At 41.7% G+C, this 14,084-nt stretch carries 17 protein-coding genes; 13 read left to right on the top strand and 4 right to left on the bottom strand.

Annotated features, from left to right (window positions below; genetic code table 11):
- Positions 1–10: 10 nt before the first annotated feature.
- Both bioD and bioA read left to right on the top strand, forming a co-directional pair.
- Positions 11–679 (top strand): dethiobiotin synthase, encoded by a 669-nt coding sequence (gene bioD / locus BO219_RS04960; protein WP_077428630.1) that lies wholly within the window; start codon positions 11–13, stop codon positions 677–679.
- Positions 655–2,019, top strand: a complete 1,365-nt coding sequence (gene bioA, locus BO219_RS04955) for an adenosylmethionine--8-amino-7-oxononanoate transaminase (RefSeq protein ID WP_077428629.1) — start codon at positions 655–657, stop codon at positions 2,017–2,019. Before bioD ends, bioA begins: the two co-directional genes overlap by 25 nt.
- 11 nt (positions 2,020–2,030) lie before the next feature.
- On the opposite strand, the gene ypeB is transcribed toward bioA, so the two are convergent.
- The 3 genes from ypeB to prsW form a co-directional block, all read right to left on the bottom strand.
- Positions 2,031–3,377 (bottom strand): germination protein YpeB, encoded by a 1,347-nt coding sequence (ypeB, locus tag BO219_RS04950; protein WP_077428628.1) that lies wholly within the window; start codon positions 3,375–3,377, stop codon positions 2,031–2,033.
- A 12-nt stretch (positions 3,378–3,389) separates the two neighbouring features.
- Entirely contained in the window at positions 3,390–4,235 is an 846-nt protein-coding gene (sleB, locus tag BO219_RS04945) for a spore cortex-lytic enzyme (protein ID WP_226373765.1), read from the bottom strand.
- A gap of 98 nt (positions 4,236–4,333) precedes the next feature.
- A complete protein-coding gene (gene prsW, locus BO219_RS04940; RefSeq protein WP_077428626.1) occupies positions 4,334–5,008 on the bottom strand; it encodes a glutamic-type intramembrane protease PrsW in 675 nt (224 codons plus the stop codon).
- Between the two features lie 125 nt (positions 5,009–5,133).
- Here prsW and BO219_RS04935 point away from each other — a divergent pair, with 125 nt between their 5' ends.
- The 6 genes from BO219_RS04935 (at position 5,134) to fni (ending at position 9,710) form a co-directional block, all read left to right on the top strand.
- Positions 5,134–5,793, top strand: coding sequence for a flagellar brake protein (locus BO219_RS04935; RefSeq protein WP_077428625.1), 660 nt, complete (start codon positions 5,134–5,136; stop codon positions 5,791–5,793).
- Positions 5,794–5,844: 51 nt separating this feature from the next.
- A complete protein-coding gene (locus BO219_RS04930) occupies positions 5,845–6,024 on the top strand; it encodes a YpfB family protein (RefSeq protein WP_006319402.1) in 180 nt (59 codons plus the stop codon).
- A gap of 76 nt (positions 6,025–6,100) precedes the next feature.
- On the top strand, positions 6,101–6,778 hold the full coding sequence (gene cmk / locus BO219_RS04925; RefSeq protein ID WP_077428624.1) for a (d)CMP kinase: 678 nt from the start codon (positions 6,101–6,103) through the stop codon (positions 6,776–6,778).
- A complete protein-coding gene (locus BO219_RS04920; RefSeq protein ID WP_077428623.1) occupies positions 6,778–7,359 on the top strand; it encodes a lysophospholipid acyltransferase family protein in 582 nt (193 codons plus the stop codon). The genes cmk and BO219_RS04920 overlap by 1 nt, the downstream gene beginning before the upstream one ends.
- Before the next feature lie 148 nt (positions 7,360–7,507).
- Positions 7,508–8,644 carry a 30S ribosomal protein S1 gene (rpsA, locus tag BO219_RS04915; RefSeq protein ID WP_077428622.1) on the top strand — a complete coding sequence of 379 codons (1,137 nt, stop codon included), beginning with the start codon at positions 7,508–7,510 and terminating at the stop codon, positions 8,642–8,644.
- A 13-nt stretch (positions 8,645–8,657) separates the two neighbouring features.
- Positions 8,658–9,710: a type 2 isopentenyl-diphosphate Delta-isomerase gene (gene fni / locus BO219_RS04910; protein WP_077428621.1), complete on the top strand. Its 1,053-nt coding sequence runs from the start codon at positions 8,658–8,660 to the stop codon at positions 9,708–9,710.
- Between the two features lie 47 nt (positions 9,711–9,757).
- Here fni and BO219_RS14415 read toward each other — a convergent pair whose 3' ends face one another.
- Positions 9,758–9,862, bottom strand: coding sequence for a YpzI family protein (locus tag BO219_RS14415; RefSeq protein WP_091700416.1), 105 nt, complete (start codon positions 9,860–9,862; stop codon positions 9,758–9,760).
- 101 nt (positions 9,863–9,963) lie between these two features.
- On the opposite strand from BO219_RS14415, the gene BO219_RS04905 reads away from it, so the two are divergent.
- The 5 genes from BO219_RS04905 (at position 9,964) to BO219_RS04885 (ending at position 14,067) form a co-directional block, all read left to right on the top strand.
- Positions 9,964–10,563: a YphA family membrane protein gene (locus BO219_RS04905; RefSeq protein ID WP_077428937.1), complete on the top strand. Its 600-nt coding sequence runs from the start codon at positions 9,964–9,966 to the stop codon at positions 10,561–10,563.
- Positions 10,560–11,456: a YIEGIA family protein gene (locus BO219_RS04900; protein ID WP_077428620.1), complete on the top strand. Its 897-nt coding sequence runs from the start codon at positions 10,560–10,562 to the stop codon at positions 11,454–11,456. Before BO219_RS04905 ends, BO219_RS04900 begins: the two co-directional genes overlap by 4 nt.
- Positions 11,453–11,635, top strand: a complete 183-nt coding sequence (locus BO219_RS04895) for a capping complex subunit for YIEGIA (protein WP_004889819.1) — start codon at positions 11,453–11,455, stop codon at positions 11,633–11,635. Before BO219_RS04900 ends, BO219_RS04895 begins: the two co-directional genes overlap by 4 nt.
- 90 nt (positions 11,636–11,725) lie before the next feature.
- On the top strand, positions 11,726–13,036 hold the full coding sequence (der, locus tag BO219_RS04890) for a ribosome biogenesis GTPase Der (protein ID WP_006319424.1): 1,311 nt from the start codon (positions 11,726–11,728) through the stop codon (positions 13,034–13,036).
- Positions 13,037–13,047: 11 nt separating this feature from the next.
- The gene (locus BO219_RS04885; RefSeq protein WP_077428619.1) at positions 13,048–14,067 is read left to right on the top strand and encodes an NAD(P)H-dependent glycerol-3-phosphate dehydrogenase; all 1,020 of its coding nucleotides are present in this window, start codon (positions 13,048–13,050) and stop codon (positions 14,065–14,067) included.
- The last annotated feature ends 17 nt before the right edge of the window (positions 14,068–14,084 follow it).

Genomic DNA, 14,084 nt, shown 5'->3' with positions numbered 1-14,084 from the left:
GAGGAGCATAATGAAAGGTTTTTTTATTACAGGGACAGATACAGACGTAGGAAAAACATTTGTCACTGCTTGTATGTTGCGCACGCTTGTTGACAAGCGTATACGTGTGATAGCTTATAAGCCTGTGCAAAGTGGAGCGCAATGGCAAGACGGGAAGTGGATCGCGCCTGATGTCGACGTGTACCGAAAAGTGATTGATGTGACTGATGAAGATGGATGTACATACTTACTACAAACTCCTTGTTCGCCGCATCTTGCTGCAAAAATCGACGGAGTGACAATCGAGCCTGATCACATTGTGGCACACGTCCATCAACTGCAACAAACTTATGATTTCGTGCTTGTTGAAGGAGCAGGAGGAATTGCGGTTCCACTCGTTGATAAGTCGTTTCTCATTGCCCATTTAGCTCAACTGCTACATCTTCCGTTAATCATCGTCGCGCGAGCAAGCGTTGGAACGATCAATCATACGGTGCTGACAGTGGAATATGCGAAAGCATTTGGTTTACAAATAGCTGGCATTATTATGAACGGCTTTTCTACACCAAAAAATGAAATTGAACAAGAAAACATACGAATGATTGAAGCGATGACACATGTTCCGGTGATCGGCGAAATTCCGCATATGACAAACTTTTCACATCAACAAATTGTATGGAGAAAGGAATGGTGGCAATGAACGAGTGGATTGAAAAAAGTAAAACATATTTATGGTTGCCGTTTACACAAATGAAAGATTATGAACAACATCCGCTCGTTATCGAAAGCGGGGAAGGCATTTTTTTGACGGATGTAAACGGAAAAACATATTATGACGGATATTCATCTCTTTGGTTAAACGTTCATGGACATCGAAAAAAAGAAATTGATGATGCCATTCGTGCTCAGCTTGAACGTATTGCTCATTCAACGCTGTTAGGGGCAGCGAATATTCCTGCCATTGCATTAGCCGAAAAGCTAATCGAATGGACGCCAAGTCATTTAACGCGCGTATTTTATTCAGACAGTGGAGCAGAAGCTGTAGAAATTGCGCTCAAAATTGCCTTTCAATATTGGCGAAACATCGGAGAACATAAAAAACAAAAATTTGTCACATTAACAAATGGGTACCACGGAGATACAGTCGGCGCCATTAGCGTCGGAGCGATTGATCTTTTTCATACCGTATATGAACCGCTTATGTTTACGAGCTATAAAGCACCGTTTCCGCTCGTCTATCGCCATCCAAGCAACGATCCGAACGTTGTGCGTGATGAGGCGTTAGGTGCATTAGAAGCGTTATTTGCTGAACATCATGAAGAAATTGCCGCCATGATTGTTGAAGGAATGATTCAAGGGGCAGGTGGTATGCATGTCATGCCAAAAGGATATTTAAAAGGGGTAGAACAATTATGTCGGCAATATAACATTTTATTCATTGTCGATGAAGTAGCTACCGGTTTTGGCCGAACAGGAAAACGATTTGCGATCGAGCATGAAGATGTGCAACCTGACATCATGACGGTGGCAAAAGGCATTACGGGCGGTTATTTGCCGATTGCTGCTACATTGACGACCGAAGCGATTTATGAAGCATTTTATGGCGACTATACAGAGTTTAAAACGTTTTTCCATGGACATTCTTACACAGGAAACCAGCTCGGTTGTGCCGCTGCTTTAGCAAATATACAAATTTTTGAACGTGAGCGACTGATAGAACAAATAGAACAAAAAGCCACATTTGTCGCTGAACAGCTTGCATCGTTTAATGAACTTAATCATGTCGGTGATGTACGTCAGCTTGGACTCATGTGTGGCATCGAACTTGTGCGTGATCGCCGTACACACGAACCGTATCCGTGGACGGAACGGATGGGGTATAGAACGACATTAACGATGAGAGAAAAAGGGATGTTAACACGCCCGCTCGGCGATGTGATCGTTTTTATGCCACCGTTAGCTAGTACGTTTGAGCAACTAGGGGCGATGATCGCTATTATGAAAGAGGCGATTATTGAAACAACAGAAAAAAGGGGCTAATTGTCAGCCCCTTATATTTCACCGTATATCGGTTCAGGATTTTGAAGTTTTTCTACCTTTTCTTCAATTCCATTTTGCGCATTAATAAAAATGCGATATGTGTCATCTCCGAGCGTTCCTAAAAATTCATAGCAAAGCACTTCTTCATTCATATTGTTCATAATAATCGCCTTTCTTTCTTCCATAATGGTAACATTCGGATTCATTTTTTTGCGCGCTTGCTCAATTGAAATTGCTGGTTTTGGAATCGTTCGTTCACGTTTTGACGATAAGTAATCGCGAGCGGAAAAGCCGATAATGTTTCCATCATCTAGTGCGATTTTCATTTTAATCGATTCAGGATAAATACGAACGCCATCTTTTGCTGTGACGAACGTGAGCATAGCAACGTGATCGTATTGAGTGCTTTCGTACAATTCAAAGTTGTTAAATTTATGTTGCTTTAAAAACTGAAGCCCGCGCATCGTCGCTTCGTTTAAACTGATGTTTTGTTTATTAACAGGACGATTTTCAATGACCCAAATTGGATATCCTCCTCTTTCGGTAATATCCATATACGTTTCACTCTTCGTTTTCGGATTTTTAATCGTCACACTATAAAATGCATCACTTGCACCTTTTCCGCTATGAACGACTTCAATTTTTTCATTCCCTTTTAAACCGAGAAACGTTTTTGCGATTTGTTTTGCTTCTGCTTCCGTAATCTTTTTTCCAGAAATATGTTCAAATCCTTTTTCTCTTTTTTCTACGCTTGTGAACGAAGGACCGAAATCAGTTTCATTATAAGATTGAACATTTTTCTCTACCGTTTTAAATCCATCTATAATGGTGTTGTCGTTTGGACGATTGTTTGTCGCAAGTGCCAACTCGACATCCATCCAGCGCAAGTTGTTTTCTAATACAAGATGCTGGACGTTTCGTAACTCTTGTTGAATATCAGCAGATTTTTTGTATAGTTGTTGCAATGTTTTATATTCCTCTGCATTTAACGGTTGTTTATCTAAATCGCGAATGGCGGCACGATAGCTAAATGAACCAATATTCGATAAAAATTCTTCTGTTTTATTAAACGGCAAAAGAGAAAGTGGTAATTGCCCAACAGTTGCGTGCGCTTCGGAAGCGAGGCGCCATACTTCTGCAAGCGCAGGTGATAGCGATTGTCGGGAGTTCATCGCTAATGTTGTTCCGATTTGATCGTGCAGTAAGTCGATTTGATAAGTTAAATCATGAAAAGCTCGTTGATAATTGTTTTCTGCGTGAATTAAAATCGCATTTTTTTGTTGGTGTTCCCGATATCCCCAATATGCTGTTCCGGCGATGCCAATAGATAGTGCTGCAATAAGTAAAATACGTAGCAAAAAACTCCCCTCCTATTTACAGAAAATGTGTCTTCCAATTCGTTTAATTTGTGGACGGCTCCATATCCAACCGTTTGTCGCTGTATTTGGATTAAAATAATATAACGCTCCGCCCGACGGATCCCAGCCGTTTAACGCATCAAGTACCGCCTTGCGAGACGTTTCGTTTGGGGTGAGCCAAATTTGCCCGTCTGCAACAGCTGTAAACGCCCCCGGTTCAAAAATGACACCGGCGACAGTATTCGGAAACGAAGGGCTATTTATGCGGTTTAAAATAACTGCTGCAACAGCTACTTGTCCGATGTACGGTTCACCGCGAGCCTCTCCGTGTACAGCATTGGCCATCAATTGTATATCATTTTGGGAAAACCCGTTTGGCACATTTACCGCAGCTGCTTTGACACGTTTTACGGCTGTTTGTTTAGAGTTGCTACGTGTATTTGTCGTTTTTTTCGCAGTTGTTTGATTTTTGGCTTTTGTTTGCCGTACTTTTACTTGTTTGCTTAGCGGAACGCCACCGTAATGAGTAAATGTATTTCCTTTTCGCAAATTGTTATGAACAAATGATTTGTAATATTTTGAAGCTCGCACTAATTTTTTCTTTGTCGTTTCTCCGGCTAAACCATCTACGGGCAATTTAAATTTGTATTGAAAGTTTCGTAACGCCCAATACGTTCGCCAACCAAATACTCCATCAATTTTCCCTCGATAAAAGCCGAGATATTGCAATCTTGCTTGTAGTTCGATGACATCGTCACCGACAGCTCCGCGCTGGATAACTTGTTTAGAAAACGCGTGCACTTGCGATGTATAACTGAACGAAAAGATTAAAAACAAACAAATGAACCATTTGCGCATTGTGACTCCTCCCTTGATGTGTAAACAATACCTTTTGACGATATTTTTTGTCACAATGACGTTTTTATACATAACAAAACATAATAAAAAGCCAAGCGTTACGCCTGGCTTGATGATTGAGGGATCTCTATCGACATTCCTCTTGCAAGTTTTACTTTTCGTAAAGCGAGCCACCATAAAAAAATCATAAATGGAAGCATGTAATAAATCCAGTGTTCTTGTGTCAATAAAATGTAGTCGTATATGCCGTGAAATAAAAATGGGAGAAGGAAAGACAACCATATATAATTTTTTTCTTTCTTCGGCAAACTAAATTTTGCTCTTCCTAAATAAAAACCCATAATGACGCCGAATAGCGCATGGCTCGATACAGGTAAAAGCGCGCGGGTTACTGCAAATTCAACGCCGTTGGCAAATAAATATAAAATGTTTTCAAGCGTAGCAAACCCGAGCGATACACTTACTCCATACACAATGCCATCATACGGTTCATTAAATTCCCGATGATCATAAATGGCATAGTAAAACACAAACCATTTAAAAAATTCTTCCAATAAACCCGTTGATAAAAACGCTTCAACAAAATGGTTGGGCAACATATGCTCAACTTTTAAAACGTGTTGAATAAACATAAGTGGAAAAACTAAAAATGCACCGTATAAAAACATGCGTAAAACAAGTGATAACGGTTCGGTTTCGTATTCGTCCTTCAAATAAAAATAACTGAGCAACGCTAATCCGGGGGCAATCCCCGCAGAAATAATAGCCCACATAATTTCTTCCTCGTTCCCAATTCTTTTCTTTTCATTTTGATGGTATCATGTTATTGTCAAATTGAAAATGCTATGAGGTGTATTTTTCATATAACGGAAATGTTTTAGTGAGGGGGATTTACACATTGATTAAAATTGGGGTGCCGTTAACGCTTGAACTAAAATATAGCGAACATATGGAAAAGTATAAGTGTAAAGTGGCTGAAATAGAAGATGGGAAAATTTACATTGATTATCCAATTGATATGAGCACAAATCGTACAGCATTTTTGTTAGACGGAACGCAGCTAAAGGTCAGTTTTGTCGGAGAAGATGAAGCAGTATATGCGTTTGAAGCGGAAGTGCTAGGTCGCACAAAACGAAACATTCCGTTGCTCATTTTATCATATCCTGGAGACAATCAACTTCTTCGTATTCAACGTCGTCAGTTCGTGCGTGTCGATGCGATTGTTGATGTAGCGATTCATCCGTTACAAGATGAGTTTGTCCCATTTACGACCGTCACAAGCGACATAAGTGCAGGTGGGGCAGCAATTGTATTACCCCATAGAGAAACAGGAATCAAACACGGGATGACCATTGAAATTTGGCTTGTGCTACATATGCGTTCAGGGGATTATCATTATTTACATTTTCCTGCCCGTGTTGTGCGTATATTTGAGGAAAACGTCGTAAAAGCATCCTTGCAGTTTTTGGAAGTGAACGATGTTGATCGTCTCACATTAATTCGTTACAGCTTTGAAAAACAACTTGAACTAAGAAAAAAGGAGCAACTTGACGCATAAACGCGCACTCCTTCTCCCATAATAAGAATAAAATGGTGCGGAGGGAAAGAAGTGAAGCGCGTTGAACGTATGTTATGGAAATTAGCAATCATTCAATTTATTTTTTTACTCCTTGCTCAATTTATTGTTTCTCATTCATCGTTGGCTCCTTATATTGTAAAAGTCGTTCATTACGAAGGTGTCATAAAAAATTCTGAAACAAAAACGATTGAAACATTCGACCAAAGATAAGCGGTATGGTACAATGTAAAAGGCAGGAGCGTTCCTGCTTTTTATATTGAAAACAAAATGTTTTACAGGAGGCATTATGGAAAAGAAAATTTCGATCGCGATTGACGGACCGGCGGCTGCTGGAAAAAGCACGGTCGCGAAACGATTAGCAGAAGCTTTATCTTATGTCTATATTGATACAGGAGCGATGTATCGCGCCTTAACATATTGCGCGCTTCAGCGCGGTGTAGATGTTCATAACGAAAAACAATTAATGAATGTACTTCATGATACATATATTGAATTAAAGCCGTCACCGAGTGGACAACTCGTATTTGCAAATGGTGAAAATGTGACCGAAGCCATTCGAACAAATGACGTCACAAACAACGTATCGTATGTGGCAAAACACCCATCTGTCCGCGAAGAAATGGTAAAACGCCAGCGGGAGTTAGGGCAACATGGCGGTGTCGTCATGGACGGCCGCGATATCGGTACGCACGTGTTGCCACATGCTGAAGTGAAAATTTTTTTACTTGCCTCTGTTGAAGAACGCGCGAAACGTCGGCATGAAGAAAACGTCTTAAGAGGCATTCCGTCTGACTTCGAGCAGCTGAAAGAAGAAATTGCTCGGCGTGATCAAATCGATTCTGAGCGTGCAGTTGCTCCGCTAAAAAAAGCAGAAGACGCGATTGAAATTGATACGACATCGTTATCGATCGATGAAGTGGTTGATCGTATTATGCGCATTGTTCGAGAAAGGGTGGAAGGGTAGTGAGTTTTTACACGTTTGCCCGCACAATTGTGAAACAAGTGCTGACTCCGCTTTACCGAATTGAAGTAAGCGGAGTGGAACATATTCCAAAAGAAGGTGCTGTCATTATTTGCGCCAATCACATTAGCAACCTAGATCCACCGATCGTCGGTATTACATGTCCGCGCCCTGTTCATTTTATGGCAAAAGAGGAACTGTTTCGCACACCGGTTGTAAAACAACTCGTTTCACGCCTTCGTGCGTTTCCTGTTCGTCGTGGAATGGGGGATCGTGAAGCGCTTAGAACAGGCTTAGCTTTACTGAAGGAGAAAAAAGTACTTGGATTATTTCCTGAGGGAACACGAAGCAAAGACGGGAAATTAAAAAAAGGGTTAGCAGGAGCAGGTTTTTTTGCGTTGCGTAGCGAAGCGGTTGTTGTACCATGCGCTATTATCGGTCCTTATCGTGTTGGGAAAAAGTTAAAGGTCGTATACGGTGCGCCCATTGATTTTACGTCATGGCGGGAAAGAAGAGCGAGCGCCGATGAAGTAACGGCAGTTATTATGGAACATATTCAACAACTTTTAAATGAACATCAATAGTTATGACTTGACAAAACGACTGTTTTAATACAGATTAGTAAAAAAGGAAGTTTTTTCTTCGTGTCGAATGGACGAGCATACTGATGTTCGCCCATTGAACATATATTTCTGTCGTTGAGCAGGTGTGGAGTGTAAGGAGGTATTCACTATGGAAGAGATGAATCAAGTCGATGTGCGTGTCTATGAAGTAGGTGACACAGTGAAAGGTCAAGTAACAAAAGTAGAAGACAAGCAAGTGCTTGTCGATGTCGAAGGAAGCAAGCTAGTTGGTATTATCCCAATTAGTGAGCTATCAAGCCTTCATATCGAGAAAGCGAGCGATGTACTATCAATTGGGGATACGGTCATCGCAAAAGTAAAAAAAGTAGAAGATGAAGCGCTTATTTTATCGAAAAAAGCTGCAGATGCCGAAAAAGCATGGGAAGAGTTAGAGAGAAAACTTGCAAATGGCGACACGTTTGACGTAGTGGTGAAAGATATTGTAAAAGGTGGACTTGTAGCGGATGTTGGTGTCCGTGCATTTATTCCGGCATCGCTTGTTGAAAAAGATTTTGTTGAAGATTTTACAGACTACAAAGGACGTACATTAACGGTAAAAGTCGTTGAGCTTGACCGCGAAAAAAATCGCGTTGTCTTATCACATCGCGCGGTTGTAGAAGAAGAGGAGTCGTCCAAAAAGAAAGCTGCATTACAGTCGCTTCAAGTCGGTCAAGTGCTTGAAGGAACGGTAGTACGCATGGCCAACTTCGGTGTGTTCGTCAATATTGGCGACATTGATGGTCTTGTACATATTTCTCAACTTGCTCATACACGTGTAGATCATCCGTCAGATGTTGTAAAAGAAGGCGATGTTGTAAAAGTGAAAGTGCTTGCAATTGATGAAGAAAGCGGACGCGTTTCTTTATCAATGAAAGCTGCGCTTCCAGCGCCTTGGGACGGCATTGAACAAAAAATAAAAGAAGGTGACGTACTCGAAGGCACAGTCAAACGTTTAGCTCCATTTGGAGCGTTTGTCGAAGTGTTCCCAGGCGTCGAAGGTCTTGTTCATATTTCTCACATTGCAACGAAACATATTGGTACGCCGCATGAAGTGTTGAAAGAAGGCGACGTCGTAAAAGTAAAAGTGCTTGCCGTAAACGAACAAGAGAAACGTTTGTCGTTAAGCATTCGTGAGTTGCTTGAAGATGACGTACAAGAAGACTATCGTGAATATACAACTTTAACAGAAACGACAGGATTCCAAATTGGCGAAGTGATTGGAGAGCAGTTAAAAAAATTAAAATAACATGGTGATCGCAGTGGAACGTGCAAAACGAAAATTACAACATATTGAATACGCGCTCGCAACAGGACAACGTCGCTTGCACGGATTTGAAGATGTGACATTTGTGCACAATAGCTTGCCGAATATATCCACTGCTCATATCGATTTGCAAACAAAAATCGGCGAACTTTCTTTACGTTCGCCGATTTTTATTAATGCGATGACGGGCGGTGGAGGTGCGGAGACGACAAAAATTAATGAACAGCTTGCTTATGTCGCAAATGAATATGGCTTAGCCATGGCCGTTGGTTCGCAGATGGCAGCTTTAAAAGATGAGCGAGAGCAACAGTCGTTTACCATTATTCGTCAAGTCAATAAGCATGGTATTGTATTCGCCAATTTAGGTAGCGAGGCAACGGTTGACGAGGCGAAACGTGCAATCGATATGATCGAGGCGAATGCGCTTCAAATTCATTTAAATGTCGTTCAAGAGTTAGTGATGCCTGAAGGAGATCGCAATTTTTGCGGGGCGCTTTCACGCATTGAACAAATTGTCTCTGCTGTTGATGTGCCTGTGATCGTAAAAGAAGTCGGATTTGGAATGAGCAAAGAGACGGCACGGAAGTTAGAGGATATAGGTGTATGTGCTGTTGATGTCGGAGGCTTTGGGGGGACAAATTTTGCGCAAATCGAGAATAAGCGACGTGAAAACCAACTTGATTACTTTAACGAATGGGGAATAACAACGACAGCATCGATTGCGGAAGTGGCGTCCGAAGTCCAGCGTATAAGCATTATCGGAAGCGGAGGAGTACAACATGCACTCGATGTGGCCAAGTGTATTGCTCTTGGTGCTTCTGCGGTAGGCATGGCGGGCTATATGTTGCGTCTCTTGATTGAAAAAGGAGTGGACGCGCTTATGGCAGACATCAATCAGTTGCACGAAGATTTAACGGTCATTATGACCGCACTAGGTACTCGAACGATTTTTGACTTACAAAAAGTTCCTGTCGTCATTACAGGAAAAACGCATCATTGGTTGCACGAACGCGGCATCGACACGACGCGTTACAGCCAGCGCCCATGAAAAAAGGTGTCCCGAAAAAAGCGGGGCACCTTTTGTTGTGTAGATCGTTATTTTTCTGTTTTTGTGCTTCCTTTAAAATTTTTCGCTGGATCGCGATCAGATTCGACGCGACGCGACTGTTTCAACTTCTTTTCTTGACGATCTTTCCCCATCTTGATCCCTCCTTGCTTATTTTATTTTGCCCGCTCTCTTTTTTCACATACAGAGATTAAATTTTTAAAAATAAGACATAATGGAAAGTGGAGGTGTTATGGTGGAAGGAAGTTATTTTTATTGGCTTCTTTGGTTTTTATGGATTGTTTACACGTTTTTTGCTCCGAAAAACCGCACTCGTCTATTGATCTGTCTATATGTTTTATTGTTAATTACGCTATCTATTCATGAGATAACGGTGTATTCGTTCTCTGTTTCACTTGCTTACATTCTCATGCTCATCGTTAGTTATTTTTTTGTAATGAGGCAAAGGGGAAAAGCGTTCATTTATTTTGCGTTCGCTAGTGCCAGTTTGACTATGTTGTATGCCGCATTTCATTTTTTATTGTTATTTGATCCGGTTTGGGTGTTTACTGAAGCAACATGGTTGCTGGCGTTAGCACTTTTATTTGCATCGTTTGCGTTATATCGGTCATTTTATGATCGCTTACTTGTGTTAACGGTTGGTTGTTGTCAAGGTGATTTCTTATACGCATTTGTGTTAAAGCAATTTTCCTTTCCCCATTTGATCGGTTCTCTTTCTTTTTTAGATGGATGGGCGTTAGCGAGCGCTTGTTTATTTGGATGGCAATGGCTTGAACAGTTACCGATATACATTGATGCACGATTTCAAAAACGAGCAAGGGAGGTTAAGACGTGAACGAATATACGTACCCGATTTTATTTGGCGTAACCGTCGGTGTGTTAACGCGTCTATATTTATTAAAAACGGACTATCGTCAATATCCGACGTATTTGCATGGGAAAATTATTCATATTGCACTTGGTTTTATTGCTGCTGGACTTGGAACGATTGCGGTACCCGCCATTATGGAGAAAGAGTTTGCAGCTATCACATTTTTAGCATTAGCTGCTTCGCAGTTTCGTGATGTGCGCAACATGGAACGGAATACGTTAAATGAGCTTGACCAATACGAGCTTGTTCCGCGCGGCAAGACGTACATTGAAGGGATTGCGATTGTTTTTGAAGGGAGAAACTATTTGGTTATTTTTGCGTCATTTTTAAGCACGTTTGCTTATTTAGTTTGGAATATATGGCTTGGAATTGTTGCGGCTGCCATTTCATTTATTTTTGCTCGCAAATTCATGTCCGGCAGTCGGATTGGTGATATTGTCGAAGTGGAATATGTAAAACCACACTTTAAAGGGGCGGGGTTGTATGTTGATAATATTTACATCATGAATATCGGGTTAGAAGCACGTCGCGAAGAAATTTTACGGTATGGCATGGGCTTTATTTTAAAGCCGAAAAACTTTAACGCTCGCTCTACAATTGCAAATCTTGGTCAACGCCAAGCAATTTTACATGATATTTCAACAGCATTAGGCGTGTATCGCGACTCGGGCACGCCAGCGCTTGTGCCGCTTGCGAAGCGTGATTTAGATGATGGTCGAGTAGGCATTTTTATTTTACCGCAAGAAAAAGATATCGAAAAAGCAAAAGCGATCATTCGTAACGTACCGACGTTAGAAAATGCGATTCGCATGCCGACGAAGTCTGAAACGAATCAAGCAGGGAAGGTGTTAAAATGACCGTAGAAAAAATGATTTTAGCTGTCATTACGACGTCACCACATAAAGTGGCGGGCGGGGTGACGTTCGTTTGTGAAACCGATGAAGAAATGCAGCGCATCGCAGCCAATTTAGAGGCGATTTTAGACGGCATTGCCCACGCCTTAAGCGATGATTTGCTCATTATTGTGAAACATTGATTTTTTTGATAAAATGGGAAAGCTAGCCCCTTCAATGGAAGGGCTTCTTTTTTGTTCCGGTTTCGAATTTTAGTGAAGGAGTGTGAGAATATGTCGAAACCAGTTGTAGCGATCGTTGGTCGTCCGAATGTCGGAAAGTCAACGATTTTTAACCGTATTGTGGGGGAACGTATTTCCATTGTAGAAGATGTACCAGGAGTAACGCGTGATCGAATTTATAGTAGTGCGGAGTGGTTAAATACAACGTTTAACATTATTGATACAGGTGGGATTGATATTGGCGATGAGCCGTTATTAACACAAATTCGCCAACAGGCAGAAATTGCGATCGACGAAGCGGACGTCATCATTTTTATGACAAACGGTCGAGATGGCGTCACAGCAGCAGACGAAGAAGTAGCGAAAATTTTATATCGTTCTAACAAACCGGTCGTTCTAGCCGTAAACAAAATTGACAATCCAGACATGCGTGAAAACATTTATGACTTTTATACGCTCGGATTCGGAGAGCCGATTCCGATTTCTGGCACGCACGGACTAGGCATCGGAGATTTGCTCGATGCGGTCGTTGCTCATTTTCCTAAGCGTGAAACGAAAGAATACGATGCGGATGTTATAAAGTTTTGTTTAATCGGTCGTCCGAACGTTGGAAAATCATCACTTGTTAACGCTATTTTAGGGGAAGAACGGGTCATTGTGAGCGATATCGCAGGAACGACGCGCGATGCGATCGATACGACGTTTAAGAGAGATGGACAAGAATATGTCATTATTGATACAGCAGGGATGCGCAAAAGAGGAAAAGTGTATGAAAGCACCGAAAAATATAGTGTATTGCGAGCGCTAAAAGCGATCGAGCGTTCCGATGTGGTGCTTGTCGTCATTAACGCTGAAGAAGGGATTATTGAGCAAGATAAAAAAATCGCTGGGTATGCGCATGAAGCTGGCCGTGGTGTCGTGATCGTTGTGAACAAGTGGGATGCGATCGAAAAAGACGAAAAGACGATGAATGAGTTTGAGAAAAATATTCGTGACCATTTTCAATTTCTTGATTATGCCCCGATTGTATTCGTTTCTGCAAAAACGAAACAACGGTTGCATAAGTTGCTTCCTGTTATTCAAATGGTAAGCGAAAATCATGCGATGCGTGTCCAAACAAATGTATTAAATGAAGTGCTTATGGATGCGATTGCGATGAATCCGACACCGACACATAATGGCCAACGATTAAAAATTTACTATATGACGCAAGTTGCAGTAAAACCACCGACGTTCGTTGTATTTGTCAACGATCCTGAACTCATGCATTTTTCGTATGAGCGCTTTTTAGAAAACCGTATTCGTGATACGTTCGGATTTGAAGGAACACCGATCAAAATCATTGCACGCCCACGAAATTAAGGGGGGATAACATGGTTACTGTATTAGGTGCAGGTAGTTGGGGCACAGCTTTAGCGATCGTTCTTGCTGATAATGGACATGACGTTCGGCTTTGGGGTCAGCGCCAAGAACAAATCGACGAAATTAACGAAAAACATACGAATGAAAAATATTTACCAAACATTCATCTTCCTGAGGCGATTGTTGGTTATACCGATCTTGCCCAAGCGCTTGAAGGGATTGAAACGGTTATATTAGCTGTTCCGACAAAAGCGATTCGTGAAGTGTTGCAGCGCGTTCGTCCGTGCTTGAAACAGCCCATTACGATCGTTTCGGTTAGCAAAGGTATTGAGCCAGACACAAATAAGCGCATTTCAGAAATTATCGAAGAAGAAATGGGCGAACATTTGCAAGATGTTGTCGTTTTATCGGGCCCAAGTCACGCCGAGGAAGTCAGTTTACGTCACCCAACAACGGTGACGGTGTCATCGAAAAACATGGAAGCGGCTGAACGCATTCAAGATTTATTTATGAATCATCAATATTTTCGCGTATATACAAACCCAGATTTAATCGGAGTAGAAATTGGTGGGGCGTTAAAAAACATTATTGCGCTAGCTGCTGGCATTACGGATGGGCTTGGTTATGGGGATAATGCCAAAGCGGCGCTTATGACGCGCGGGCTTGCGGAAATGGCTCGTCTCGGTAGCCGTCTCGGTGCCAATCCGCTAACATTTGCAGGATTGACGGGGATCGGTGATTTAATTGTGACGTGCACAAGCATTCATTCGCGCAACTGGCGTGCGGGCAATTTGCTTGGCAAAGGATATGCGCTTGATGACGTGCTAGCGAATATGGGAATGGTTGTCGAAGGGGTGCGAACGACTAAAGCTGCCTATCAGTTAGCGAAAAAAATGAACGTCGATATGCCAATTACAAATGCGCTTTACGATGTGTTGTTTAACGGAAAAGATGTAAAAAGTGCAGTAGATTCGTTGATGGCGCGTGGAAAAACGTCAGAACTTGAAGATTTGGCAAACATTTCGCTATAATTTTCTTTGAAATAGGC

The sequence above is a fragment of the Anoxybacillus kestanbolensis genome (assembly GCF_001996285.1).
GTDB lineage: Bacteria > Bacillota > Bacilli > Bacillales > Anoxybacillaceae > Anoxybacillus > Anoxybacillus kestanbolensis_A.
Note: the sequence above shows the minus strand (reverse complement) of the source record. Positions and strands in the feature narration are given on the sequence as shown.